Source organism: Chthoniobacterales bacterium (assembly GCA_035274845.1).
Lineage (GTDB): Bacteria > Verrucomicrobiota > Verrucomicrobiia > Chthoniobacterales > UBA10450 > AV80.
The window spans coordinates 282,612-307,474 of sequence record DATENU010000020.1 but is presented as its reverse complement, the minus strand read 5'-3'; the positions used below and the strand labels follow the sequence as shown (position 1 = coordinate 307,474).

Here is a 24,863-nt window from a genome sequence, read left to right as displayed (position 1 = left end):
ACCACGCATTCCAATTATCCCTCGCTGGTGCGAATCGCTCTCCGCCGGCTCCTCTTCGCGGTCATCGGCTTGTCGTTAGGCGCAGCGTCTGGCTTTGCCCAGCAAAAGGTTCGCGTCGTCACCAAGCCAATCGAACCGTTCTCATTTACGCAGAACGGCAAGCTCGTGGGATTCAGCATCGATCTCTGGGAAGCGGTCGCGCGGGAAGCCGGACTGCAGTTCGAAATGCAGAGCGTCGACGGCGTACCGAAGATGCTCGACGCAGTGAAAACCAAACAGGCGGATGTGGCGATCGCGGCGATCAGCATCACGGCGGAGCGGCATGCCATGATGGATTTTTCGCAGCCGTATTACGATTCCGGGCTGCAAATCCTCGTGGCCGGCAACGTAGCTGCCGGCAGCGGAAATTTCGGCTCGAACATGATGCGGCAATTCATGAATTGGAACACGCTCAAGGTCCTGGGGCTCGTGTTCCTGGTGATGTTCCTGATCTCGCATCTGGTGTGGTGGTTCGAGCGACGGCGCAACGCGGAGATGTACCCGGAGCCGTACGGACCGGGCGTCTGGGAATCGTTCTGGTGGACGATCAGCATGCTCTGCACCGGTGGCTGCGAAGCCAAAGGCCCCATGGGCGTGCCGGCACGCCTGGTCGCGATCCTCTGGATGGTCGTCAGCATCGTGCTCATCGCCTATTTCACCGCGGCGGTGACAACGGAGATGACGGTGAAAAGCCTGACCGGCGATATCGGCGGCCCCGGCGATTTACCCGGGGTAAAGGTCGGCACGGTTGCGGGGAGCACCGCGGAAACGTGGTTGCGAAGTAACAAAGCGAAGGTTTCCTCCTATCCCGACATCGCGACGGCAATCGCGGCTGTGAACTCGGGAGAGGTGAAGGCGGTGGTCTATGATGCGCCGGTGCTGCGTTATTACCTTTCAAAGAAGATCGGCACGCGGCTGCGCCTGGTCGGACCGACGTTCGAGAGGCAGTCGTACGGAATCGGATTGCAACAGGACAGCCCGTTGCGGCTGCCGATCAATCGCGCCCTCCTGGCCTTGAACGAGCGCGGCTTTATCGATGAGCTGCAAAAGAAATGGTTCGGGGCCAACACGGAATAGCTGTAGCTAATTCACCGCCGCTCGACTTTCGAGATTACCAGCTCGTCCTCTCCCAATGCTCCGAGCTTGTCGGAGTGAGCCAGCTCAATCTGAAATTCGCCGCCATCAACCTTGAAGCGGGCGGGGCCAATGTCACCGGTGCCCGCCGACCAGGAGACCGTTTGTTCGCCCGACTTGCTCCGGACAACAAAATCATAAACCCACCAGCCGCGCGGATACTGCGGTGGAGTGACCCGGCGTTTCTCGGCGGGAGTGACATCGAAATCGGGGAAATGCAAGACGAGCCCTTTGGCGAACGTGACCTTGGCCAGATACTTCGGCGGCTCCGAAGACGGGGCGCTTGCGGGACACAACATGAGCCAAAGCAGACTGAGAGTGACAACAGCGAAGAATCGAATGGGCGAATACATGCTCGTCTATGACGGATTCTAAAACCTTAGTTTCTCAATTTTTCCCAGCCGGACGAACAATACCTATAGCCGGGATCACCGATCCCAGCTAAAACGGCTCCCTATGAAAACGCGAGCCGCCTTGTTGATCCTCGTTTTATCTCTCGCCGTCGCCTTCGCCCAGCCGGCCGGCAAACCGCAATATGGCGCGTGGGGTTTCGACACCGAAGGCGCGGACCTGAAAACGAAACCGGCCGACGATTTCTTCCGCTACGCGAACGGCGCCTGGCTCGATAAGACTGAGATTCCGGCGGACAAGCCGGGTTACAGCCTGCGGCTGGCAATGACCGATCTAACAGAACAACGCGTCCACGATCTCCTGGAGGAAAACTCGAAGAAGGCGGAGCCGAAACCAACGACGATCGAGGGCAAGGTCGGCGCGTTCTACAAATCGTTCATGGATGAGGCGCGCGTGGAGAAGGCAGGCGCCTCGGCGTTGAAGGAAACGCTGGCGAAGATTCGGTCCGCGAAAACTCGGGACGCGCTGGCGGCAACGATGGGACGGCAGAACTCCGATTTTCACGGTGGCGTCTTCGCCGTGGGAGTGGATGTCGATATCAAGGAGCCGAAAAAATACGCAGTCTATCTGGGACAGGCCGGGCTTGGCTTGCCGGATCGCGATTATTACCTGAAGCCCGACTTCGCGGAGAAGAAGCAGAAGTATCAGACCTACGCCGTGCAGCTCTTGAAATTGCTCGAGTGGCCGGACGCGGAGAAACGCGCCGCGGAAGTAATCGATCTCGAAACGAAGATCGCGGACGCGAGCTGGACGAAGACGCAACAGCGCGATCCGGTGGCGACCTACAACGCGATGTCTGTCGCGGAGCTGGAAAAACTCGCGCCGAAATTTGCCTGGCGGAAATTTCTCGCGGAAGCGGGCTTATCGAAAGTGGAACGGGTGGTGGTCGCAGAGAAATCGGCGTTCCCGAAGATCGCCGAGATTTTCGACAAGGCGCCGATCGAGACCATTCAGGCCTGGCAGGCATTCAACATTGCCGATCACGCCGCCCCGTATCTTTCGAAGGCTTTCGTGGACGCGTTCTTCGAGATGCGGAACAAGACGCTTTCCGGACAGGCAGAACAGAAGGTCCGGTGGAAACGCGGCGTCCAGGCGGTGAGCGGCGGGGATTACGGCGCGGGCGATCGTTACGATCGGTTCGGCAATTTGGGCTGGGCGGTCGGCCAACTTTACAGCGCGAAATATTTTCCACCCGCGGCGAAGGCCAAGATCGAAGAGCTGGTCCGCAACCTGAAAGTGGCGATGCACGAGCGGATCACAAAGCTCGATTGGATGAGCGAAGCGACGAAAGTGCAGGCGCTCAAGAAGCTCGACACTTACAACATCAAGGTCGGGTATCCGGATAAGGCCCGCGATTATTCGAAAGTCGAAATCCGCGATGACGATCTCGTGGGTAACGTGCGCCGCGCGGGCGCGGCCGACTGGGCCTTCTACTCGGGACGCCTGCCGGAGCCGGTCGACATGGCGGATTGGGGCATGACGCCGCAGACCAACGATGCTTACAACGGCGCGCTGCGCGACATCGTTTTCCCTGCTGGCATTCTTCAGCCGCCGATGTTCGATGCGAACGCGGATCCGGCGATTAACTACGGCGCGATCGGCGCGGTGATCGGCCACGAGTTGACCCATGGCTTCGACGACCAGGGCCGGAAGTTCGACGCCGAGGGCAAGCTCAATGACTGGTGGACGGCGGAAGACGCGAAGACGTTCGAGGCCCGCGCCAAGGTGCTCGGTGAGCAATATTCGAGATTCGAGCCGTTGCCCGGCGCGAAAGTGAATGGGGAGCTGACCATGGGCGAAAACATCGCCGACCTCGGCGGCGTCGTGATTGCGCTGGACGCGTATCGAGCGTCGCTCCAGGGCAACGCGTCGCTGATGATCGACGGATTGAGCGGCGAGCAACGCGTTCTCCTCGGCTGGGCCCAGGCCTGGCGCGGCAAGGTGCGGGACGATTTTGTGCGTCGTCAGGTGGTGAGCGATCCGCATTCGCCGCGGCAATATCGCGTCAACGGCGTGATGCGGAACATCGACACCTGGTACGATGCTTTCAAAGTGCAGCCGGACGAGAAGCTGTTTGTAGACCCGAAAGACCGAGTGCGAATCTGGTGAGTTTTCGAAGCCGCGGCGCTTCAACTTAAGATTCGCCGCTTTCGCGTGTCTGACTGGTGAAAGGACCAGTCATGAACGCCTTAATCTATCAGCCAGAAAACAAGTGGCGCTTCGTCACAGCGCTGACGGCAGCCGCGGCGATCCACGTTGCCGCCATCACTTTCGCGAGGACACAAACAGTGCCACCGATCCCCTTCGAGCCCACGGGCGATCCGCCCGTAATCGAATTAGAGCCTGTGGACCCGACTCCTGATCCGCAGCCGGAACAAACCGATCCGCTCCCCACGCCACCGGTGCTCGATCAATTGTTCGTTGAGCCCGCCACGACTCCCCCACCCGTCCGCCGGCCTCCGACGAAATTCACGCCGATAACAGCGCAGCGAAATACTCACGCTCCGAGTTCGCTGAATATGTCCGCGGCAAAAGTGCTCGCGCTCAACGCGCCGCGTCCAAAATATCCTTACGAAGCGCGCCGACAGAAAATCACCGGCGACGGCGTGGTCGTCATGAGCGTCGATCCGGCAAGCGGCGGCGTGACCGGCGTGACCATGGCGAAAAGCACAGGCAGCGCGTTTCTCGACAACGCGGCGATCGCGGGATTTCGGAGGTGGCGCTTCAAGCCGGGATCGGTTTCGACCGTAACCTGTCCGGTCACCTTCACGCTGTCCGGCGCGTCGTACTAGGCTTTTTGCAACAGGGTTTGCGCTTCGCGCAATTCGGACGTGCGTTCGCGGACCGCATCAGCGTAGGCCGCCACCTGCATGTCGAGCTGGAGATGAAGCCGCCGCGTCTCCAGCAAATTGTTCATCCGCAAGAGCACCTCCAGTTGATCGAAAGGTTTCAGGAGAAAATCGGTCGCTCCCGCACGCAAGGCCCGAAGCTTGGTAGATTCATTCGCGTCCGCCGTCAGCACGATTACCGGCAGGAATTCTTCGGCCCCGGCGGCGCGGATCGATTCCAGGATGCTGAATCCATCCACGAACGGCATCATCAGATCAAGCAACACCAGGTCGGGATCGAAACTGTGACACGTCTCCATGGCCAGCCGGGAATCGGTGATCGTTTGGACCCGCGTGTATCCGCCTTCGAGCAGCATCGCTTCGAGGAGGGCGACGTTGACCGGCTCGTCGTCGATGACAAGTATCTTCATCTTCGCGAAGGGCGCGGCGTTCGGGAGCCAGTTGTGATCGATCTTCTCAGGTTCGGCACTCATACACAATCAGGCGGCGGCGTTTTCGAGCCGGGAACCGTGACCGCGCATCGTTTCGTCGATGACCCGGAAAAATTCGCCGATGTCGATAGGTTTGGTGAGATAACTGCGGGCGCCTGCCGACATCAGACGCTGGATCTGGCGCGCGGTGGCATCGGCGCTGATCACGACCACCGGAATATGTCGGGTGAGCGAATCCTCACGAAGGCCGGCCAGGACTTTGTGTCCCGGCAGGTCGGGCAAATGAAGATCGAGCAAGATGAGGTCGGGGGAATGTCGCCGGGCCAGCTCGAGCCCCAGGCCGCCCTGCATCGCCGTCAGCAGTTCGATCTCCGGCTGCTCCGCGAGCATCTGCTCGACGAGTGTCAGGTTCGAAAGGTTATCTTCGATGTAGAGAATTTTTCCGCGGCCGTTCGCTTCCGCCAGCTTCGCGCCGCGATCTTTCGGCAACGTTTTCAGGGGCGAATCGACTGAGGGAAGCTCGATCCAAAACGCGCTTCCCTTGTTCACCACACTATGAACACCGATATCGCCGCCCATCGCATGCATGAGCCTCTGACAAAGCGCCAGACCTAGCCCGGTCCCTTCCACGCCGGATTGCTCGGCGCCAAGCCGGTCGAAGGGCGTAAAGAGCCGCTCCAGTTTTTCCGGGCCAATGCCGGCGCCGGTATCCGTCACCACCAGGCGCGTATTGGTCGATTGCGATTGATCGAGAACGACGGCGATGCTGCCGCCGACCGGCGTATATTTCACCGCGTTCGTGAGCAGATTCAGCAACACCTGTTTCAACCGCTGTCTGTCCGCGCCGACGTGAAGCTCCTTGTCGAGGTGCGGATCGACGGAGATTTCCATTTCGCGGGCGGCGGCGAGCGGCCGCATCAGGGCCAGGGTTTCTTCCAAAACGTCGGTCACGGAGACCGGCTCCACGGACAATTGCAGATGGCCCGCTTCGATTCGGCTGATATCGAGAACTTCATTGATCAGGTTGAGCAGATGACGGCCGGCGCTGGTGATGTGCTCGACGCGCGCCCGCTGTTGCACGGTGGGGTTTTGCCGCTCGAGTAACTGGCCGAATCCGAGAATGGCATTGAGCGGGGTGCGCAACTCGTGGCTCATGCGGGAAAGGAATTCGCTCTTGGCGTGGTTGGCCCGGTCGGCTTCGTTCTTCGCCTCGCGCAAGGCTGCCTCGATCCGCGTCCGCTCGGTGATATCGTGCGCCACGCAGAAAAGCATTTTCTTGCTGTCCGACCAGGACGCGGACCAAAGCACGCTGACGACCGATCCATCCTTGCGCACGTAGCGATTGACGAAGTCGACAACTTTGCCGTTGACGCGAATATCGGCGGCGGCTTGCTCGGTAGCAGCTTGGTCCTCGGGATGGACGAGCTCCATGTAACGCCGCCCGATCAGCTCCGCGGGGACGTAACCCCAAAGTGTTTCGCTCGCCTGGTTCATCGTCACGAAGCGGCCCTCCTCGTCGATCGTGCAAATAACGTCCTGGGAGTTGTCCATGATGAGCTGGTTGGTCTCGAGCGCCGCAGCGAGCTTGCGCTGGCTCTCGCGGACCGCTTCCTCGGCCCGTTTCCGTTCCGTGATGTCTTCGACCATGATCAGGAAGTCGCGCGCCGTGCCGTCCTTGTCGCGAATGACGCAGGCGGTGCGCTCAGCCCAAAGGACCTCGCCGTTCTTGCGCAGGTAACGTTTCTCGACGCAGCACCGCCCGGCTCCCTCCAGCATCGCCGTAACGAGCCGTTGCGTTTCAGCCAGATCGCCGGGATGAGTCAGGTCGAGGGGCGTCAAAGCCGTGAGCTCAGCCTCCGAGTACCCGATCATCTCCGCGAACCGGGCGTTGACCTGCTTGAATTTCTTGTTGTCAGCGGACACCACCGCCATGCCGATCGGCGCGTCATCAAAGAGCTGGCGCGAGCGCGCGTCACTGGCTTCCAAGGCCGCGGTGCGGTTGGCGATGAAGCGCATTTCCCGAATACTTCTAAAACACGAAATAACGAGAAAAACATTCTCAAATATGACCCAGCCAGCATGTTCTATTGAACGCCACGGACTCGCGCTCAGTACTCCGTAAACCGAATAGGGCAAAAACACGCCTCGCAGAAAATGGTCGAGCGCCACTACAATTGTCGCCGGCACCAGCACCCGCCAATCGCGATAAAATGACAGAATTACCAGCGAACCGAAGACGTGGAAATGCGTTTCGATCCGGCCCCCGGTCAGCGCGATCAACAACGCCGACATCAGCATTTGCGCGACGGCGATCACGTGCCGCGTCGCGACTGATCCGGGCCAGGCGCGGGTCATCCAGACCGGGAACAAGCTGATAACGCCTCCGATGACGACGGCCGCCCAAACGTGAATGTGGATCTGGCTCGATCCCCCACTCCACGTGAGGGGCGATACGACGAGGGCGGTGACGATGCAGGCCACCCATTGGAAGATCATCAGCTTCGCAAAAAGCTGGTCTGTGTGGCGAAAAATTTCCCGGCGATGCTGCTGGAACAGTTCTTCCGCGCGCTCGGTGGCGGGTTCGGGAGTCGCTCCCAAGGTGGCTAGCTCGATCATAATTTGTCTGCCGGGCACGGAACCCGGTTCGCGAGCGAACAACCGAACACTGCGGTCCGCGCACGATCGGGCACTTGTTGTCGTAGCGCGGCGAGAGCGGCATTTTCCCCGGCGTTGCTTCCAACGTGGCCGCGAGTAGCCGTGATTCCGCCGCTAAATAACAGGTTCCCAGTTCGGTCGAACACCAGCGTGTGTCCGGACGTTTGGGCGCCAAATCGCGCCGCTTCGGTTCCGTTCGCGTCGGTTAGAACGCTGACCCCGGGAATGGCGGCCGCGCTCCGGCGCAAATCAGTGTCATCCCAATCCGGCCCCGCGCCGGACGGCTTCACGAAAAGCACGGTTGCCGCCGTTCCTTCGGGCGCGTGCGCCATGATCTGGGCGAGCTCCGCGACGCTGGCGCGCGTGCAGGGGCAATGCGGGTGCGCTATCATCAACAGCATCGGTTTGTCCGGCTGCCGGTGCACCATGGACGCCGACGGCCATTTTGGGGTGAGCGGGCCCGAAGAGCCCGGGGTGGTCTCGTATTTGAGCAGAACCTGCATTCCGTATCCGAGCGCAGCCACCCAAGTCACCGCCAGCACGGCAGTAATGAAAATTTTTGGGCGAAAATAGGTTCCCATGGCGAGCACGCGGCGCGTTATCTAAGCAGCCGCCATTCCAATCCCTCCCTGGACGGCACGGGAGAAAAAGCTCGGCGCAGGGGTCGCGAACCAGTAACCGCCAAAGGCCAGTGGGCGGTGTCTCCCTCTCGCGCTAGGTAAGCGGGATAAACGTCGCCTTTCTTAAGAACCGGACAGAATGAGCGAAAGACCGAGCATCAAAGCGCTGAATCATAAATGCTTCTTGCCGCGAAACTTCCGTGACGCCAATATCCGCCGGCATGAACGCAATCCGGCGATTTTTCGTTTCGATCTCGCAGCTGATGGTCCTGGCCGTAGCATTTATTTCCCCCGCGGAGGCCGCGGAAAAACTCAGCGACTTGCGAGGCGTTTTCCGCGCCAGCTTCAATCACGACGCGTCGAGGGTCATCACCATTTCCCGCGAGGGAGCCTTCGCCATCTGGGAACTGCCGGCGGGAACAATCGTGGCCGGCGATTTGGATCCGAACGCCGCAGCCGGCGGATTTGTAATGAGCAGCGACGCGAAACTGGCCGTAGTGGGGTTCAAGGATGGTCACTCGCGCGTCTTTGATGCCACCACGGCCAAAGCGATATCACCGCTCCTCGATTACCAGTTCAACGCGGAGTTCCAGATGCCGGCGCTGTTCTCTCCCGATGGAACAACGCTCCTCCTCTTCGCAAACAAAGAAGCCGTCGTCTTTGGGATTCCAAGCGGCAAAAAAATCGCGACGATTTCTCTTGGCGAACCCGTGAGTGATGAAGCCACCGGCTTCGCTATTTTCGCGGCGGGTGGATCGCAATGCTTCCTGATGGACGGAGCGGGCACCGTAACGCGTTACGACACGAAAGAGTGGAAGGCCGCCGGCGCGCCGATGCGTCACCCGAAGACGGAGGCTGCCTACGGCCTGGGGTTCGACGCGAGCGACGACGGGAAATGGGTCGTAACCTTCGACACTCCGGGTGAAAACGGTCCGAAGAGTAATCTCCAGGTCTGGGATGCGATCACGAATAAGGCGATCGGCAAGCCGTTGACTGCGACCAACGGAATGGCGGGCCATTTCGTCGGCAAGGATCGCGTCCTTGTCCTGCCTGGTCGTGGGGATGCGAGGGTGCACGAGCTTCCTTCGATGAAGGTCGCCTATACGCTCCGGAGACATGACGATATCGAGGGGCCCAACACGCTAATTTCACCGGATCGAAAATGGATCCTGGTCTGGGGTGCGGACCACGTGTTGGATTTGGTTGATACCTCCAGCGGCAAAGTCGCACACGTTTATTCGGGAACTGCGAGAATCGAGAAGGTGATAATGGCCCCGGACTCGTCAGGCTGCTACTTCGTGGCCGACAACACCGCTTTCATGAGTCAGAAACATTACGACAACTACGTCGTGAAGCTACGTTTCCCCGAAATGGAAATCGTAAAGACATTTCGCATCCTCGATTTCGTCCTCGGCGTTTCGCTCTCGCCGGATGGAAAGCGGCTCATGGTCCAACAGGGGGAGTCCGATCAGGAGCGGCTGGTGCTTTTAGACGTCGCCTCATTGAAGTCGATCGAATAGCTGATAAACGCTGCGAAAATCCGCTTGTCGTGACGGCAGCCACTCGCTAGGAAAACCGGCTTCGGATGCTGTTTAACTCGCTTACCTTCGTCGTTTTCTTCCTGGTCGTCCTCGCGGCTTACTGGTCGATGGGTTCGTGGGAGGGACGGAAGAATCTGCTCCTGGTCGCGAGCTACATTTTTTACGGCGCCTGGAACCCGCCATTCGCCGCGCTGCTCTTCGCCACGACCGCGCTCGATTTCTATCTCGGCCGGAAAATGGGAAAAGTGGATACGCCGCATGAACGCCGGCTCTGGCTGATCATCAGCGTCGCGGTGAACCTGAGCATGCTCGGGTTTTTCAAATACGGGAATTTCCTCCTCGAAAATTTCCAGTGGGTCCTGGCGCGCGGCGGCATCGAGTATAAGCCGCCCCATCTCGACGTCTTTCTGCCCATCGGCATTTCCTTTTACACCTTTCACTCTCTCTCCTACACGCTCGACATCTACCGCGGCGTGATGCGCCCCACCCGGTCGCTGCGTGATTTCACTCTGGCGGTTTCGTTTTTCCCGCAGCTGGTCGCCGGACCGATCGTCCGGGCGGGTGATTTCCTGCCCCAACTCGATGCGCCGCCAAAACCACAATCAGGCCGCTTTCTTTGGGGCCTCTTTCTGATGACCCTCGGGCTTTTCGAGAAAGTCGTGCTCGCCGATACGATGCTCTCAGGCTCCGCCGATCGCGTCTTCGGCCACGGCGGTCCGCTGGTCGCCCTCGACTCCTGGATGGGCGTGATCGCGTTCGCGGGCCAGATCTTCTTCGACTTCGCCGGTTATTCCACCTGCGCAATCGGCGCCGCCCTCTGCCTCGGGTTTCATCTCAAGGACAATTTCCGTTTCCCCTACGCGGCGATCGGGTTCTCCGATTTCTGGCGGCGCTGGCACATTTCGCTTTCCACGTTCCTGCGCGATTACCTCTACATTCCGCTGGGCGGCAATCGCCAGGGAGCGGCGCGGGCCATGGTGAATCTCGTCATCGTGATGTTCCTCGGCGGACTCTGGCACGGCGCGGCCTGGACCTTCGTCGTCTGGGGCTTGCTCCACGGCTCCTATCTGGCCATTGAGCGTTTGCTAAAAGCGACGATCAAAGACGCGGCCTGGACGGAAAACCTGGGCGTAAAACTCCTGATCGGACTAACGACTTATTTCGCGGTCCTGATCGCATGGGTTTACTTCCGCGCGTCCACTTTCGAAGCCGCCAGCCGTATGATCGCCGGAATGTTCGGACGTCATCCGAACGGCGACGCCATCCTCAGCACCCGCGAGATTTTGCAGGTCGCGATCGTCACTCTCTTCCTGCTTATCGGGCACTGGTCCTTGCGGGACATCTCGCTGGAAGCCGCCGTCAGCCGCGTCCCCCGCTGGCTCGTAACCACAGTTTGGTTCCTCATGGCTTCCGCCATTATTCTTAACCAGGGAAACAGCAATGCCTTCATCTACTTCCAGTTTTGAGCGGGTGATTCCGCCGCTGCCGTGGCGCGGCATCGCCGTGACGGTCGCCGTGGCGGTGTTGGTCGCGGTGGCGGCCTGGGAAGTCTATTGCCGTTCGTTAGGCTACGAGCCGACCTTGAACGATACGAGCGATCTCTGGGCCGAAGCCCGCCGGCACGTCGAGCCCGAATCGATCGTGCTCGTCGGTGATTCGCGGATCTGGTTCGACATGGATCTCGACGAATTGGAGCAGGGGCTCGGCAAACGGCCCGTGCAACTCGGGCTCGCCGGCGGCTGCGCCTATCCGGTCCTGGCCGACCTGGTTAACGACGAGCACTTTCACGGCACCATCATTTGCAGCATCGTGCCGGGGCTTTATTTCGCACCGCCCGGGTCGTTCCCGGTCGAGCGCGGCGAAAAAGCGGTCCAGCGTTATCACGGCCAGACTCTGGCGCAGCGGGTCAGCCACGAAATTTCCGTGCCGCTCGAGCGCAGTTTCGCATTCCTCAAACAGGACGACCTGACGCTGGAGGCGCTGCTGAAAGAACTGCCGGTCCCAAACCGTCCGAATGCGCAGGTGCCGCCGCCCTTCCCACCTTACTTCTGCTCGATCGATCGCGAACGGCGCGCCCGGATGTTCGAACAATGCGCCCGGCCCGGCCGCTTGCAGGATCGGGTCAAGAATGGCTGGATCGCGCTCTTCACGCCGCCGCCGCCGCCGAGCTTTGTGCCTCCGGAAGTTTTCGGCGAGAAAATCAAGGCGGCGATTGGAGCGCGGTTCGGCGACACGATCGCCGCCGTCCAGAAGTTCCGCGCCCGCGGCGGCAAATTGGTCTTCGTCCGGTTTCCGGTTAGCGATCAATTAAGGAAACTCGAAGACGCCCAGACTCCACGCGCCCGGACCTGGGACCCGCTCGTCCAGCAAAGCGGCGTTCCCGGGATTTACTTCGAAGATTTTCCAGAATTGGCGAGCTTCCATTGTCCCGAATGGTCGCACCTCTCCGCGGGCGACTCCGTCGAATTCACGAAACGCCTCGTACCCCATTTGCGGACAGCGCTTAAGCTCTGACGCGTCGAACGTAATTGCGCTTCAAGGAGCGGCGGTTTGAAACCGCCGTCTTTGTTGTGGCGCGCCGCTGCAACGCGTCCGACAGGGACGCGGCTACAGAAAACCGGCGGTTTCAAACCGCCGCTCCTTGAAGCTCATTTCGTCTCAAACCGCACCAGCGTTAACCGTTCAATCAGGATGGCGCTGAACGCGGCGAAGGGTCGACCGTCGAGCCTCGGGTCGGAATCGAAACGAAGCCCGGCGATCGGCTCGAATCCCGGGGCCCGCAGAATATAAACCGCCCCGGGTACATCCGAGAAGCTCCTGGTCAGCCCCTCACTTTGCGCGCTTAGCTCCCGGCCTTCCCGATCGAGGGCATGAACGCTCCAGGCTGGATGGGTGATTCCGCTGTTGGTCGCCGGATAAAGAGAAGGGCGAATGAAGCTGACGCTTCGGGCGGGATCTCGGAACTTCAGCGTAAACGAGGCCGGGACATTCCCGGTGTTCATCTGGGTGAGCAGGTTCTGGCTCGTCGTCGGCGCGACGGCCTGGCCTTGATACACCGCGCGATTATTGATCAGGACAATCTCCGAGCCAGGCGGCTCGACGTCTGTGACGGATATTCCGAGCCGATGCAGGTAAGGAAGGGCGGCCACGGTGTGTCCCGGCGCACTGTTGGTATCGACCTCGGGAAATTCGACGACCACTTCGTCCGTGGCGGCGGCTGTCGGTGACGAACTGACGGATGCGCGGGATGCGGCAGAAGGCGCGGGGGGCGAAGACCGATCTTGCGTTGGTCGCGAAGCTTTCCAAACCAAGGCGGCCGCGCCCATGGCGACGAGCAGGCCGGCGCAAATCCAGGCGAGTTTTGCAGAGGGCCGTGGGCGAAGTGGCACACCGGGCGCGGTGGAAGCCAGTTGCCTCGCCGCCCGTTCGGTCGTGGCGCCATCGAGCAGTGTTTTGACCGACGTTTCCAGCTTTCGCAGGTGATTCTCCAGCGGCGGCGTCAACGCATCCAGCCAATGCGGCGTGCTCAGGAAATACTCGAGATCGTCATTGAGACGAACATCTTCGATTCGGAATTGAATGATGTGCAGGCGTGCCTTCACGGCGAGCTGCACTTCGCGCAAGACCTGTTCGGAATTATTCGAGTGCGCGGAGAAGATCAGCACCATGATCCTGCTCTCTTGAATGGCACGGGTAATTTCGCCGGCAAACGATCGTCCGGCCTGGACGTCGCGCGGCGCGACCCAGCAGCGGACTCCGCCATTTTCGAGCGCGGCACAAACAGCGTCCGAAACAACCTTATCTCTGGTCGAGTGTGAGATGAATACGTCCTGAGCCATGCCGTGCGCTTGCTCCCGCGTTGTAATCGGTAAGGCCCGTGAAAGGCAACGCCTGTTCTAGGGCGTGAGGAAGGTCTTCCCGCTATAGGGGTCTTTCACTTCCGTCCCGCTCGGGAAACCGCGCACATCCACCAGGCCTTGCTTCGGCGCATACGGACTCGTAACGAAACCAGGCTTGTTCGGCACCGGGATGGCGTACGGGATGTCGCGCCTGGTCTTGATCGTCGGCGCCGATGCCGGGCGAACCGGCGGCTGGCTCGTTGTTGCCGTAGGCGTGGACGTCGGCGCTGGCGCCGGAGGCGTGGGCGGCACGGGAGGGTAATCGGCGGCTTGTTGTTCCCCTTTCGTCCTCGGTTTTTTCGTCGTTGTCGTCGTTCCCGGCTTCGGAGGTGGCGTCTTCTTTTTCTGGCCCGGATGTGCGATCGAATTACCAAGCGCCTTGAAAAAATCGCCGACCGAACCGGCGCGCACAGGCTGAATGGCGATGAACGCGATCGCCACGAAAGCAACTAAGAATTTCTTTAACCGGCCGTGCATCGGTCCAAACATTTCGGCGTTCTGCGAAAAAACTCCAAGCGAATTTATTCGCCGGTTTTGAATCGCTGGAGCGAAAGAAAATCGATTCGATGACGCGAGCCGCCGTCCAAAGCCAGGTCCGCCGCGATTTCACCAATGACGGGGGCGAACTTGAAGCCGTGTCCCGAAAAACCGCCGCAGAGGATCACGTTGGCGTGGGCTGGATGGCGATCGATCACAAAATTGCCGTCGGGCGTCAGGCTGTACATGCATGGCTTTGCTTCGCGGAAATTCGAGGCCGCGCCAGGCATCCATTGTTCCATCGCGGTCACAATCGGTTCGACGTCTGATTTGAGATGGACTTCGCGATCGACCTCGTCAGCGGTTGTGATCTGGCCATGGCCGTGAAACGCCGCTTTTACGCCATCGCCAAAATCAGGGAATCCATAGAGCGGCGAGGGCAAGCCGGCCCGATCGAGAAGGAACGCAGGGAAATCGCCGGCGTTGTAGGAAGCGACGCTCGGCGAGAACCAGGTTTGAACGTTTCTTTGGATACGGAGCGGCGCGCCGAGAGCGTCCATCGTTTCCTTGAACCACGGGCCTAACGACAGGATGAGCTTTCTCGCCGACACTTGCGTTCCATCTTCGAGGCCGATCGCCACGTTGCCTGGCGTCGCTTCCCACCCCCGAACGGAAACCTGAAAGCGCAGTTCCGCGCCCTTCTTTTGCGCCACCTGCAAATGCGCACGGATCGCGCGCTCCGGATCCAGAACGCCGCCATCGGGCTCGAACAACACGACCTCGTTCGGCAACAAGCGCAACCTTGGGTAACGCTCCCGCACCTGGTGCTGGCTCAAGGTTTCCAGTCGAAGCCCGTGTTCGCCGGCAGAGCGCTTTGTCCCCGCAATGATTTCGCACGACTCTTCTCCAACGGAGAGCACGCCTGTGATCCGCAACAATTCTTCCGCCGTTTGCCGCTCCAGCTCCCGCCACAATTCGTAACTGCGGAGGACCAGCGGCACATAGGCGGCATCTTCAAAGTAAGCCTGCCGGATCATCCGGCTTTTGCCGTGCGACGACCCGAGATCGTGGGCCGCGCCGAATTGCTCGAGCCCGATCACGGACGCGCCGCGGGCCGCGCAATGCGCCGCGATGGCGCTGCCTATTCCGCCCAGGCCGGCAATGGCCACGTCATAAGTCATGCGGCCTGTTTTAATCCTCGATGATAGCGGCCCACACGGTGCCGGTGTAGTTGCCCTTGTAATAGGCGACCTTGATGCGGTCGCCCACCTTCAGTTTGTCGTAGTGGGCCCGGTCGCTTTGAATTGTTTTCGACCGGCCGATATCGACGATCTGAACCTCGATCCGCCATTGTTCTTCCTTATTCGCCCGCGGATCTTTGCTCGTGCCCCGGACTTCTTTCTTCATGACGAAGCCGTCGACGGCGATCTCGTCAGGAGCCATTTCTTGAAGCGTCACCTCTTCGGCCGGAGTGTCAGCCGGCCGGTCCTTTACGTCATCCATTGACGGGGTTGCGGTCGGCGAAGGGTTGGCCTCCGCCACGTCAATATGCTCCTTGGCGAGGACAATGGCTTCGCTTCGTTTCTTCGAGCAGCCGGAAACGCCGAGCAAAAGAGCAACAACCAACTGCAACGAGACGAGCCTTGCGCTGATCACCATGGCGCGTTCCATAAGAGCGAGAGAGTGCTCTTCGTCAAGCGTTCCTCCGGGTTCGTGGCGACTTTACAACCGGCGGGCAACGATTACTCAACGACCACCGATGGAATTCATGATTCGCCACGACGGCCGCGAGCTTGGGCCGTATTCGGAGCCTGAGATCCGGAGCCGCCTGATCGCCGGCCAGGTTGCGCTCTCCGACCTTGGGCGGCCTGAAGGCGGGACGGAATGGGTTCCGCTTTCCACCTTTGAACAATTTTCGATCGCGCACCGGGACCCGCCTTTGTCGCAGGCGCCCCCGACCCCTCCGGACATCCCGCGAGTCGCTCCGGAGAAACAAGCGGCGCCGACACCCCACAAGCTCGGCGCGTACACCACCGCGACCTTGCAGCCGGACGAGCGGCCGCTGCACCAAACCGCGATCCATTGGATGGCGCTGAGTGGATCAATCGTCGTTGCATTCCTGACGCTGATCATAATTGTGCCGATCGCGATGTTCGCGTCGTGGCGCGGCTTTTATTTGGCATGGCTGCTCCTGCTGATTCCCGCCGTCATTTTGCTTTCCGCGACCTTGACCTTGAAAACGAGCGAGCTGGTCATTACCGACCGGCGCGTCCTCATCAAAGTCGGGTTTATTCGTCGCCACACCTTCGAGATGTTCATTTCTAAGATCGAGTCGGTCGCCGTGTTCCAAAGCATGCTCGGACGGCTCTTCAATTACGGCACGGTGGAAATTCGCGGGACGGGCGGGTCGTCGGAATCATTCTCCACCATCGCTGCTCCGCTGCCATTCCGCGACGCGATCCAGTTAGTGCAGAGCAACTCCGAGCGCCGCTAAAGCCCTGGAGATTCCTCTACTTCTTGCTGCGTTTCGGTTTTGAACCTTTCACTCGGTACAAAACGTAAACGCAGCCGTTCTTGAACGGCTTGCACTCGACCAGCTCCAGATCAATCTGGCGTTTCATCCGGTGAAAAAGCGGAATGCCTGAGCCGAGCAGGATGGGCTGAATGTTGAAGCCGATCTCGTCGATGACTCCGGCTTCGAGAAGTGGTCGCGCCAGTTCGCCGCCTCCCATCACACAAATGCCCTTCCCCGCCTGTCGTCGCAGCTTGCGCATGAATGCGACCGCGTCCGTCGCGACAATCTCCGGCCCGTTCTTTTGCGGCTTCAGCGTCCGCGAGAAAACGTAACATTTGATCCCCGGATAGGGATTGGCTTTCCCTTTCGTTAATTTTAGTCCGGCCAAATAGGTTTTCCGGCCCATGACCATCGTGTCGATGGTCGTCCAGAAATCCTCCATGATCTCGGCGGCTTCGTCCGACCACATCAGCCAGTCGACGGAGTCGTCTTCCCGCGCAAAAAAACCATCGAGACTACAAGCGCCGCCGAACGTTACTTTACGCATCGCCAGATTCTTACTCCGGCGCGGGGACGTTTTCATCCGCCATTTGGCGACGGCATGGCGAAGCTGACCGTTTGATCTGCTTCCCGATGGTTCGTCCAAAGTTTTTCTCCATCGAACCCCAGCGATCGGCATTGAAACGGGACGCGAGCGAGTTCCTCCACCCGGGGGTTCGCTTCGACCGAATCGAGGCGCGCCAGCCGCCAATCGCCGCCGTTCTGCTCGGTCCCTTCCAGGACGTAGATCGAACCGTTTACAAAAGTGTGACCGCTGATCTCGGCACCGACCGCGATCTCACCAACGATGCCCCCTTTCGCGTCCAGCTTCAGGATCCGGTTCTTGTACCACTGGCTCAAATAAAGATCGTTCCCATCGTAGCTAAGATAGGAGCCCGTGAAGTCAGGACAGGCGATGCGTTCGTCGTCTGAAAATCCTCTCCCCGGAACGTAGCGCCGAAGATAGCGATCGTCCTCGGCGCCTTCACCCAGCGTGAAATAGAGCGAATCTCCGACCGAGACCGCCGCCCAGGGAATTCCCGGCGCTTCGATTTCCTCGAGCACGCGTCCGTTTGGTCGATCCATTCGATAAATTCGCTGGAGATCACGCGACCCCAGCCAAAGCTCACCCTGGTGCCAGGCCAGGGCCTGCGGCGTGTTCCCCGGCGATGGGATGCGATCGCGCTCGACGATCAATGAAAGTGTATCCGCCACGTTAGCTCTTCGGGTAGTTCGGATCTGCCTTCACTTCGAGAATCTGGGCGGTGTGCCGCTTGCAATGGGCGCCGTTAAAGAGAAGCCATTGCCAGGCGTCCATCGTCTTAACGGCCGGATGGTCCTCGAAATGGCTTCGCAAGTCTTCCTTTGTTTCGGTGACGTAAGCGATTTCCTTCTCCCGGGTCGATTCAAACTCCTTCGTGAGCGCGGCGCGAGTCGCCCATCGCCCCGTTGGTTTCAACTGCTCCGGGGCCTGTGCCTTTCGCGATCGATCAGGAATCTTGGTAAAAATAATCTCTTCCTTGCCCTTCACCTCGGCTTTCTTTTCCGGCGCGGCCGGTGACTTCATGATTTTTCCGGTAACCAGCTCCCAGATCGTTTGCTCAGCGACGGCGATATGCTCCGCGGTCTCGGCGATCGACCAACGGTCGGGCGCGGCCTTAAACCTCCATTGCGCGTCCGAAACACCATCGATGGAAGCAAGGAAATCTTTTTTGGTCTGCTTCAGATATTCGATCGCGCGCGTCCGTTCTTCCGGCGTCAGGGTGGCTGTTTCCTGGGCAGGCGCTTTGGAGGCTGGAGTGGGAGAAGTCTGGCCGAGCAGAGATGAGATCCCGGCGGATGCCAGGCAAATGGCAAAGAGGAATGATTTCATGAACCCACCTTAACGCCCCGGCCCAGCGAATGGCAAAACTCTTTCATTCGCTTTCAGACTTCCGACCGCGCCGCTCTCCGGTATCCTTGCGCCATGGACACAAATACCTCGCCTGCCACAGAACCAGCCACGCAGCCTCCGGACGTCGTCGTCCGCGGGAATGCGCGCGAATTTCTCCAGGAAGTCGTCACCGGCCGGCACCATTTGCAGGCGGATGAACCGGTCAGCGACGGTGGCGGCGATGCCGCTCCCGGGCCGTATGATTACCTCCTGATCGGCTTGGGCGTTTGCACGTCGATGACCGTCGGTTTGTACGCGCGAAAGAGGCGATTGCCACTCGAAAATATCACCGTCTCTCTGCGCCATTCCCGCATTCACGCGAAGGACTGCGATGATTGCGAAACGAAAGAGGGCCTGCTCGACCGGATCGACGTCGCCGTCGAGCTGACCGGTCCCCTCACCTCTGAGCAACATGCGAAGCTGATGGAGATCGCCGGGAAATGTCCCGTCCACCGGACTTTGAAATCCGAGATCCAGATCAAGCTTCACACGGTCGACAGCAAGTAATTCCCCTGCTTGTCCCGGCGAGCAGTTGGCTGCTGATTAGGCGGCGCACCCCAGGAGTTGAATCGCGCTTTCAGCGCTAGGATTTCTTGCCATTCATGTCCTGGGGCGACGCCCCAGGCTGATTTGATTTGCGCCGCTGGCGCAAAGGCAGCGCCAACGGCGCTCCTCATTTAAAGCCTGGGGCGACGCCCCAGGATAATCCGCGGTCCCCGATCGCAAGCGCTGAAAGCGCGTTTCATTCGCGTTGATTCGGCTCCCCGCATCACTGCGCACATCACGTAATTCGCGAGCGAGCATCTGTTCCCCGCCGCGGCGCAGTATTATGACTCAAAACCAATTTGTTGAATCCAGCGAATGCGCTGGCCGCATCACATCCACAAAGTGAAAGCCTTCCTCAATCGCCACAAGCTATCGGCGTTCTTCACGCTCGCTTATCTCCTCTCCTGGTATCCTTGGATCATTGCCCTGGCTCGCGGTCGCAACACCGGGCCCAATCCTCTCGGGCCGCTCGTCGCTGGAATTGTCATTACGGCCGTCGCGTATGGCCGGCCCGGACTCCGTGAATATTTCAGCCGTATCGTGCGTTGGCGCGTCGGCCTGAAATGGTACGGCATCGTCTTCCTCGTGCCGCTCGCGATTTGTGTGGCCGCGGTTGGGATTACCTTTTGCTTTCTGCCTCACAGCCCGGTTGCGAATCTGTCCGCGGAGAAAATTCGCGAACTGCCAGACCGGTTTCTTTTCATCCTGCTCTTCATCGGGCTGGGCGAAGAACCGGGCTGGCGCGGCTTCGCTCTGCCGGAATTGCTACGCAAACACTCAGCGCTGAGGGCAAGCCTGATTCTCGCTCTCCTGTGGGCGGTCTGGCATTTGCCGTTGGTTGGCCACGAGTTTCCCGGACCAATCGTCCCCGCGTTTCTTATCTCGGTCTTCGGCGGAACGTTCATGCTGACCTGGCTTTTCAATCACACCAAAGGCAGCGTGCTGCTCGCGATGTTGTTTCACGCCACCATTAACGCGGTCGGCGCCGGGTTAATCTTCCCGCTGTTCTCGGGCCCGACGCTCATTCTTCTGTGGTATGTTTACGCGGTCCTGTGGCTCGGTGTTGGTCTCACCGCGCTCGTGCGGAGTCGAACCAAGACCAACTTGGCGGAAATTTCGTTGCCTTCAGCGAGCGTTTTTCCCTCGTAAAAGACGAAGGTAACAGTCGGTTTACTTTTCCCGATTGGCGCGGGTTTTGTAGCGCCCGTATCTCTTCCCCCATGAAACTACCTATCCACTCAAACACTTCACATCGCCTTCTGGCACTCACCCTGGCCGCGTCCTGCGCGTTTGGGGTTTTGAGCGCCGAGGCGCAAACTTACAACGTCACCGACCTCGGGGTTCTCCCCGACCAGGAGCATAGCGAACCGGCCGCGATCAATGCCAACGCTCAGGTCGCGGGCACTTCGGGAACCTCCGCTTTTCGCTATACCGAAACCGCGAAGGAAAAAATGGAGGATGTCGCCAAGTATTCGAAAGGAATCAGTCACGGCTTCGGAATCAATGACTCCGGTCTGGTCGTCGGTGATTCGACTTTCGGCATGGACATCCCGCACGCCGCCGTTTTCAGCAATGGAACGGCCACCGACCTGGGCTCGCTCAAAGGCCGCCCGTATAGCCGAGGCAATGACATCAACTCCTTTAACCAGGTAGTTGGGATTGCCAGCGAAAGCTCGGACATCAGCTCAGGCCGCGCCTTCATTACCAGCACGTCGTCTCGCACCGGCATGACCGATCTTGGCACGCTCGGCGGAGCCTTCGCGCAGGCGTGGGCAATCAATGACGGCGGAGCAGTGACCGGAAATTCTCAGCTCAAGAGCGACACAGGAGCCACCCACGCGTTTGTCTGGAGCACCAAAACCGGAATGCGCGACCTCGGAACGCTCGGCGGTGACTTCAGTTATGGCATGGCCATCAATGAAAAGGGCCACGTGGTCGGCTATTCAACAATCGACTCAAAAGGGCAAGGAATTCATGCTTTCCTATACGATGGCAGAGCCATGCGCGACCTCGGCACCCTGGCCGGCAGTTCCCGAGATCTGGACTACAGCTATGCCTTGGGAATCAATTCAACCGACGCAGTTGTTGGTTACACTTATCTTCCGTCCGACACACGGGGAATCATTGACGCGACTCGCGGACCCTGGTCGGTAGCCTTCGTCTCCCAAAACGGCGCGATGAGCAATCTGAACGACCTAATCGGCGAAGCGGCCAAAGAATACCGCCTCGATCGTGCCACGGCGATCAACGATAAAGGCCAGATCGCCGCAGTAGCCTTCGTCAATTCGGTTGGCGCTTACCATGCCGTCCTGTTGACCCCCGTGCCATCCGGCGGCGTAGAATCCCCTGTGCTCGCTTCGACGCTGGTCGACTAAGCAGGAACACTCGATTTTCTGTAGGCATGGTGCGAGGGCGCGGTCGTTAAGGCCGCGCCCTTTTGCTTTGCCGCAATCTTGTGATTGCCTGTCGTTCCGCTTTGGTCTACCAGTGCACCATTCTAGGAGAAAGGTAATCGGATGCTCTTGCTTTCTTGCGGCTTCTTCGTGCTGATCGCGGTTGTTCTCGTGGTTTTCGTCGTCGGCGCCTACAACTCACTGGTCGCGTTGCGGAATCGTTACAAGAACGCCTACTCGCAGATCGATGTTCAGCTCAAGCGACGCTACGACCTTATTCCGAACCTGGTCGAAACGGCCAAGGGCTATCTCCAGCACGAGCGCGGCACTCTCGAAGCGGTGATCGCGGCCCGGAACGCGGCCGCTACCGCCAATACCGCCGCCGCGCAGAACCCGGGCGACGCGGCCGCGATGAAACAGCTCTCTTCCGCGGAATCGGGATTGTCCGGCGTCCTCGGCCGGTTGTTTGCCCTGGCCGAGTCCTACCCCGATCTCAAGGCCAATACGACCATGCTGAACTTGATGGAGGAATTGACCTCCACTGAAAACAAAGTCTCCTTCGCGCGCCAGGCTTACAACGATTCGGTGATGGCTTACAACACGCGCCGCGAAGTTTTTCCCACTAATATCATCGCGAACACGTTCAATTTTGCCCCGGCCGAACCTTTCGTCATCGAAAACCCGGAACAAAAGGAAGCTCCCAAGGTCGCGTTCTAGGTCTTCGCAGATAATCCGGAGCGGGTGGACTTTTTCGAGCGCCAGGACAAGGCCCGTCGCAATACCAAGTTCCTGGTATTTTATTTTGCCGTCGCCGTCGTCCTCCTGATCGTGTCGGTTTACGTGGCGGTCGCGCTGATTTTCTCCGGCGTCGAGCTCAAGAATTCTTCCGGGCGAACGACCTTCAACTGGGCGAACCCGGGGCTGTTCTTCGGCACGGCGCTCGGCACCCTGGCTGTCATTTCCATCGGCAGCGTCGCGAAGACGATGGCCCTGGCGCGCGGCGGTCGCGCCGTCGCGGAGCTCATGGACGGCCGTCTCGTTGATTCCAACACAACCGATTTCAACGAGCGGAAGCTCCTGAACGTGGTCGAAGAAATGGCGATCGCTTCCGGCGTTCCTGTTCCGCAGGTCTATGTAATGGAGAACGAAAGCGGGATCAACGCGTTCGCCGCCGGACATTCCGCCAGCGACGCCGCGGTCGCCGTCACCCGGGGATGCATCAACCTGCTGAGCCGCGACGAGCTGCAGGGGGTCATCGCGCACGAGTTTAGCCATCTCCTCAATGGCGATATGCGGCTCAATCTCCGACTGATGGGACTCATCTTCGGAATTCTTTGCCTGACTGTCATCGGCCGCGTCCTTCTCCAGACGCGTGGGAAGAAAAATCCTCTGCCGCTGCTCGGTCTGGCGCTCATCGCCATTGGCTGGATCGGCGTCCTCTTTGGCCGGCTGATCCAATCCGCGGTCAGTCGCCAGCGGGAATTCCTGGCAGACGCTTCCGCTGTGCAATTCACGCGCAATCCCGGCGGGCTGGCGAATGCATTGAAAAAAATTGGGGGAATTGCGGAAGGCTCTCGCTTGCAGGCGCCTCGGGCCGAAGAAGCCAGTCACTTGTTTTTTGCGAACGGGTTGAAGAGCAATTTTTTTGGATTCGCAACTCACCCGCCGTTGATCGAAAGAATTCGCGCCCTTGACCCGAGCTTCGACGGAAATTTTCCAAGCGTTGTGATGCCCGACGCCGCGCCATCAGCTCCCCCGCCTCTCCCGGGAGTTGCGCCTTTAGTGCAACCCCAACCGCCGCCTCCGCCACCCGCCGCGCAACCCCAACCGCCGCCCCCACCGCCACCGCGGATGCAACCGCCTCCCCTGCCGCCGATGCGGCCGCCGCCACCGCCTGGAGCCAAGCCGCCACCGCTTCCGGCATCAGCGCCGACGGTTATTACCCAGCAGGCGCTCGTGGCAGACATTGGCCGTCCGACAACCGAACACCTTGAATATGCGATCGATCTTCACCAGACAATTTCGCCGGCGCTTCGGACCGCCGTCCGCGATCCGCTCGAAGCCGGAGCGTTAGTCTGCGCGTTCCTCCTCGCGAAAGATCCCGCGGCGCGCGAGAAGCAGCTCGACGAGCTGAGCCGCGCAACCTGGGAAGGCATGCAGGACGCGGCAATTCGAATCTTTCCCGAGATCCAACAACTTCCCGCGCCGGCCAGAATTCCGTTGCTGGACCTCGCCCTTCCCGCTCTGCGCCGTCTCTCTCGTCCGCAGTTCGAACAGTTCCGGGCCGCCGTAAAAATGCTCGTGGAGAGCGATGCCGAGACGAACTTGTTCGAATACATGCTCCAAAAAATTGTAATGCGTCATCTCGAGACCTTCTTCTTTCCCAGCGGCAGGTCGGTCATCCAGTTCTACGACTTGCGTCCCCTGGCGCGCGATTGCGGCGTGCTCCTCTCAGCCACGGCCTACGCCGGCCAGGACGATCCCGCCCAGGCGCGCGTTGCCTTTGCCCAGGGAGCCGAGTCGTTAGGCCGAATCGCCCGTTCCGAAATACCCTGGCTGCCGCCGGGCGAATGCGATCTCGCCCATCTCGATCCTGTCCTGGAGCGTTTCAGCCAGGCTGTGCCGCAGATCAAAAAGAATGTCCTGAACGCCTGCGCCCAAACCGTTGCCGCCGATCGCCTGATCCAGCCGCGCGAGGCCGAGTTGCTTCGCGCAGTGGCCGATGCGCTCGACTGCCCGGTTCCGCCATTTTTGCGGGATCAAGGCGCGGTGGTTTGAAACCGCCGATGCGTTCGCGCATCGTCTGCCTATGCCTCGTTGTCCATGGGCCACGATTGAGCCGGCAATCAGCTATCACGACAAAGAATGGGGAGTGCCTCTGCATGACGATCGAAGCCTGTTTGAATTCCTGATCCTGGAGGGCGCGCAGGCAGGACTGAGCTGGATCACGATTTTGAAAAAACGGGAGAACTACCGCAAAGCGTTTGATGGATTTCGCGCCGAGAATATCGCCCGCTACGGAACGCGTGAGGTGAAAAGACTGCTCGGCGACGAGGGAATCGTCCGCAACCGCCTCAAGATCGCGGCCGCGATTCAGAACGCGAACGCATTTCTTAAAGTCCGAAAAGAGTTCGGAAGTTTCGATGCCTACCTCTGGAGTTTCGTCGGTGGTAAACCGATTCAAAACCGGTGGCGCCGCCCAGCGCAGGTGCCGGCGCGCACCGCGGAATCCGACGCGATGAGCCGCGATCTTCTCCGCCGCGGATTCAAGTTTGTCGGTTCGACAATCTGTTACGCGTTGATGCAGGCGACCGGCATGGTCAACGACCATCTTGTCACCTGTCCGCGACACGCGCCGATTAGCCGCAAGCGGTGACCCCG

24 protein-coding genes are annotated in these 24,863 nt (G+C 59.8%); 13 read left to right on the top strand and 11 right to left on the bottom strand.

Annotated features, from left to right (window positions below; genetic code table 11):
* Positions 1-27 precede the first annotated feature (27 nt).
* The gene (locus tag VJU77_14925; GenBank protein HKP04643.1) at positions 28-1,116 is read left to right on the top strand and encodes a transporter substrate-binding domain-containing protein; all 1,089 of its coding nucleotides are present in this window, start codon (positions 28-30) and stop codon (positions 1,114-1,116) included.
* An 11-nt stretch (positions 1,117-1,127) separates the two neighbouring features.
* Here VJU77_14925 and VJU77_14920 read toward each other — a convergent pair whose 3' ends face one another.
* Positions 1,128-1,526, bottom strand: coding sequence for a hypothetical protein (locus VJU77_14920; GenBank protein HKP04642.1), 399 nt, complete (start codon positions 1,524-1,526; stop codon positions 1,128-1,130).
* A gap of 103 nt (positions 1,527-1,629) precedes the next feature.
* Here VJU77_14920 and VJU77_14915 point away from each other — a divergent pair, with 103 nt between their 5' ends.
* Positions 1,630-3,693 (top strand): M13 family metallopeptidase, encoded by a 2,064-nt coding sequence (locus VJU77_14915; protein ID HKP04641.1) that lies wholly within the window; start codon positions 1,630-1,632, stop codon positions 3,691-3,693.
* Positions 3,694-3,764: 71 nt separating this feature from the next.
* Positions 3,765-4,376, top strand: a complete 612-nt coding sequence (locus tag VJU77_14910) for a TonB family protein (GenBank protein ID HKP04640.1) — start codon at positions 3,765-3,767, stop codon at positions 4,374-4,376.
* Here VJU77_14910 and VJU77_14905 read toward each other — a convergent pair.
* The 3 genes from VJU77_14905 to VJU77_14895 are packed head-to-tail and all read right to left on the bottom strand — an operon-like array spanning position 4,373 to position 8,109.
* A complete protein-coding gene (locus tag VJU77_14905) occupies positions 4,373-4,906 on the bottom strand; it encodes a response regulator (protein HKP04639.1) in 534 nt (177 codons plus the stop codon). The two genes, VJU77_14910 and VJU77_14905, sit on opposite strands and share 4 nt — an antisense overlap.
* Positions 4,907-4,912: 6 nt before the next feature.
* On the bottom strand, positions 4,913-7,480 hold the full coding sequence (locus VJU77_14900) for a PAS domain S-box protein (protein HKP04638.1): 2,568 nt from the start codon (positions 7,478-7,480) through the stop codon (positions 4,913-4,915).
* Complete coding sequence (locus VJU77_14895; GenBank protein HKP04637.1) at positions 7,477-8,109, bottom strand: hypothetical protein; 633 nt, start codon at positions 8,107-8,109, stop codon at positions 7,477-7,479. The genes VJU77_14900 and VJU77_14895 overlap by 4 nt, the downstream gene beginning before the upstream one ends.
* A gap of 251 nt (positions 8,110-8,360) precedes the next feature.
* Between VJU77_14895 and VJU77_14890 the strand changes: the two genes are divergently transcribed.
* From VJU77_14890 to VJU77_14880, 3 genes are all read left to right on the top strand, one after another.
* Positions 8,361-9,659 (top strand): hypothetical protein, encoded by a 1,299-nt coding sequence (locus tag VJU77_14890; GenBank protein HKP04636.1) that lies wholly within the window; start codon positions 8,361-8,363, stop codon positions 9,657-9,659.
* A gap of 65 nt (positions 9,660-9,724) precedes the next feature.
* A complete protein-coding gene (locus tag VJU77_14885; protein HKP04635.1) occupies positions 9,725-11,146 on the top strand; it encodes an MBOAT family O-acyltransferase in 1,422 nt (473 codons plus the stop codon).
* Positions 11,121-12,194 (top strand): hypothetical protein, encoded by a 1,074-nt coding sequence (locus tag VJU77_14880; protein ID HKP04634.1) that lies wholly within the window; start codon positions 11,121-11,123, stop codon positions 12,192-12,194. The genes VJU77_14885 and VJU77_14880 overlap by 26 nt, the downstream gene beginning before the upstream one ends.
* Positions 12,195-12,328: 134 nt before the next feature.
* Here the strand turns inward: VJU77_14880 and VJU77_14875 are convergent, their stop codons facing one another.
* The 4 genes from VJU77_14875 to VJU77_14860 are packed head-to-tail and all read right to left on the bottom strand — an operon-like array spanning position 12,329 to position 15,727.
* Positions 12,329-13,519, bottom strand: a complete 1,191-nt coding sequence (locus VJU77_14875; GenBank protein ID HKP04633.1) for a toll/interleukin-1 receptor domain-containing protein — start codon at positions 13,517-13,519, stop codon at positions 12,329-12,331.
* Positions 13,520-13,576: 57 nt separating this feature from the next.
* On the bottom strand, positions 13,577-14,068 hold the full coding sequence (locus VJU77_14870; GenBank protein HKP04632.1) for a hypothetical protein: 492 nt from the start codon (positions 14,066-14,068) through the stop codon (positions 13,577-13,579).
* A 32-nt stretch (positions 14,069-14,100) separates the two neighbouring features.
* Complete coding sequence (gene solA / locus VJU77_14865) at positions 14,101-15,237, bottom strand: N-methyl-L-tryptophan oxidase (protein ID HKP04631.1); 1,137 nt, start codon at positions 15,235-15,237, stop codon at positions 14,101-14,103.
* A gap of 10 nt (positions 15,238-15,247) precedes the next feature.
* Entirely contained in the window at positions 15,248-15,727 is a 480-nt protein-coding gene (locus tag VJU77_14860; protein ID HKP04630.1) for a hypothetical protein, read from the bottom strand.
* 88 nt (positions 15,728-15,815) lie between these two features.
* On the opposite strand from VJU77_14860, the gene VJU77_14855 reads away from it, so the two are divergent.
* Positions 15,816-16,550, top strand: coding sequence for a PH domain-containing protein (locus VJU77_14855; protein ID HKP04629.1), 735 nt, complete (start codon positions 15,816-15,818; stop codon positions 16,548-16,550).
* A 16-nt stretch (positions 16,551-16,566) separates the two neighbouring features.
* Here the strand turns inward: VJU77_14855 and VJU77_14850 are convergent, their stop codons facing one another.
* Genes VJU77_14850 through VJU77_14840 form a run of 3 tightly spaced genes read right to left on the bottom strand, consistent with a single transcriptional unit; the run spans position 16,567 to position 18,483 of the window.
* Positions 16,567-17,118 (bottom strand): dihydrofolate reductase family protein, encoded by a 552-nt coding sequence (locus VJU77_14850; GenBank protein HKP04628.1) that lies wholly within the window; start codon positions 17,116-17,118, stop codon positions 16,567-16,569.
* A 32-nt stretch (positions 17,119-17,150) separates the two neighbouring features.
* Complete coding sequence (locus VJU77_14845) at positions 17,151-17,825, bottom strand: hypothetical protein (GenBank protein ID HKP04627.1); 675 nt, start codon at positions 17,823-17,825, stop codon at positions 17,151-17,153.
* Between the two features lies 1 nt (position 17,826).
* On the bottom strand, positions 17,827-18,483 hold the full coding sequence (locus tag VJU77_14840; GenBank protein ID HKP04626.1) for a DinB family protein: 657 nt from the start codon (positions 18,481-18,483) through the stop codon (positions 17,827-17,829).
* Between the two features lie 93 nt (positions 18,484-18,576).
* Between VJU77_14840 and VJU77_14835 the strand changes: the two genes are divergently transcribed.
* From VJU77_14835 to VJU77_14810, 6 genes are all read left to right on the top strand, one after another.
* Entirely contained in the window at positions 18,577-19,050 is a 474-nt protein-coding gene (locus VJU77_14835) for an OsmC family protein (protein ID HKP04625.1), read from the top strand.
* 354 nt (positions 19,051-19,404) lie between these two features.
* Positions 19,405-20,238, top strand: a complete 834-nt coding sequence (locus VJU77_14830) for a type II CAAX endopeptidase family protein (GenBank protein ID HKP04624.1) — start codon at positions 19,405-19,407, stop codon at positions 20,236-20,238.
* A 71-nt stretch (positions 20,239-20,309) separates the two neighbouring features.
* The gene (locus VJU77_14825) at positions 20,310-21,464 is read left to right on the top strand and encodes a DUF3466 family protein (GenBank protein HKP04623.1); all 1,155 of its coding nucleotides are present in this window, start codon (positions 20,310-20,312) and stop codon (positions 21,462-21,464) included.
* Positions 21,465-21,605: 141 nt separating this feature from the next.
* Positions 21,606-22,199, top strand: a complete 594-nt coding sequence (locus VJU77_14820; GenBank protein HKP04622.1) for a LemA family protein — start codon at positions 21,606-21,608, stop codon at positions 22,197-22,199.
* A gap of 24 nt (positions 22,200-22,223) precedes the next feature.
* Positions 22,224-24,260, top strand: a complete 2,037-nt coding sequence (locus VJU77_14815; protein ID HKP04621.1) for a M48 family metallopeptidase — start codon at positions 22,224-22,226, stop codon at positions 24,258-24,260.
* Between the two features lie 31 nt (positions 24,261-24,291).
* The gene (locus tag VJU77_14810; GenBank protein ID HKP04620.1) at positions 24,292-24,858 is read left to right on the top strand and encodes a DNA-3-methyladenine glycosylase I; all 567 of its coding nucleotides are present in this window, start codon (positions 24,292-24,294) and stop codon (positions 24,856-24,858) included.
* Positions 24,859-24,863 lie beyond the last annotated feature (5 nt).

Bases quoted from the DNA above. Each gene is read 5' to 3' on its own strand.
- VJU77_14885 (HKP04635.1), top strand. From the start codon at position 9,725: ATGCTGTTTAACTCGCTTACCTTCGTCGTTTTCTTCCTGGTCGTCCTC.
- VJU77_14920 (HKP04642.1), bottom strand. From the start codon at position 1,526: ATGTATTCGCCCATTCGATTCTTCGCTGTTGTCACTCTCAGTCTGCTT.
- VJU77_14850 (HKP04628.1), bottom strand. From the start codon at position 17,118: ATGCGTAAAGTAACGTTCGGCGGCGCTTGTAGTCTCGATGGTTTTTTT.
- VJU77_14890 (HKP04636.1), top strand. From the start codon at position 8,361: ATGAACGCAATCCGGCGATTTTTCGTTTCGATCTCGCAGCTGATGGTC.
- VJU77_14915 (HKP04641.1), top strand. From the start codon at position 1,630: ATGAAAACGCGAGCCGCCTTGTTGATCCTCGTTTTATCTCTCGCCGTC.
- solA (HKP04631.1), bottom strand. From the start codon at position 15,237: ATGACTTATGACGTGGCCATTGCCGGCCTGGGCGGAATAGGCAGCGCC.
- VJU77_14880 (HKP04634.1), top strand. From the start codon at position 11,121: ATGCCTTCATCTACTTCCAGTTTTGAGCGGGTGATTCCGCCGCTGCCG.
- VJU77_14835 (HKP04625.1), top strand. From the start codon at position 18,577: ATGGACACAAATACCTCGCCTGCCACAGAACCAGCCACGCAGCCTCCG.
- VJU77_14810 (HKP04620.1), top strand. From the start codon at position 24,292: ATGCCTCGTTGTCCATGGGCCACGATTGAGCCGGCAATCAGCTATCAC.
- VJU77_14870 (HKP04632.1), bottom strand. From the start codon at position 14,068: ATGTTTGGACCGATGCACGGCCGGTTAAAGAAATTCTTAGTTGCTTTC.
- VJU77_14910 (HKP04640.1), top strand. From the start codon at position 3,765: ATGAACGCCTTAATCTATCAGCCAGAAAACAAGTGGCGCTTCGTCACA.
- VJU77_14855 (HKP04629.1), top strand. From the start codon at position 15,816: ATGGAATTCATGATTCGCCACGACGGCCGCGAGCTTGGGCCGTATTCG.
- VJU77_14875 (HKP04633.1), bottom strand. From the start codon at position 13,519: ATGGCTCAGGACGTATTCATCTCACACTCGACCAGAGATAAGGTTGTT.
- VJU77_14820 (HKP04622.1), top strand. From the start codon at position 21,606: ATGCTCTTGCTTTCTTGCGGCTTCTTCGTGCTGATCGCGGTTGTTCTC.
- VJU77_14830 (HKP04624.1), top strand. From the start codon at position 19,405: ATGCGCTGGCCGCATCACATCCACAAAGTGAAAGCCTTCCTCAATCGC.
- VJU77_14860 (HKP04630.1), bottom strand. From the start codon at position 15,727: ATGGAACGCGCCATGGTGATCAGCGCAAGGCTCGTCTCGTTGCAGTTG.
- VJU77_14900 (HKP04638.1), bottom strand. From the start codon at position 7,480: ATGATCGAGCTAGCCACCTTGGGAGCGACTCCCGAACCCGCCACCGAG.
- VJU77_14840 (HKP04626.1), bottom strand. From the start codon at position 18,483: ATGAAATCATTCCTCTTTGCCATTTGCCTGGCATCCGCCGGGATCTCA.
- VJU77_14825 (HKP04623.1), top strand. From the start codon at position 20,310: ATGAAACTACCTATCCACTCAAACACTTCACATCGCCTTCTGGCACTC.
- VJU77_14905 (HKP04639.1), bottom strand. From the start codon at position 4,906: ATGAGTGCCGAACCTGAGAAGATCGATCACAACTGGCTCCCGAACGCC.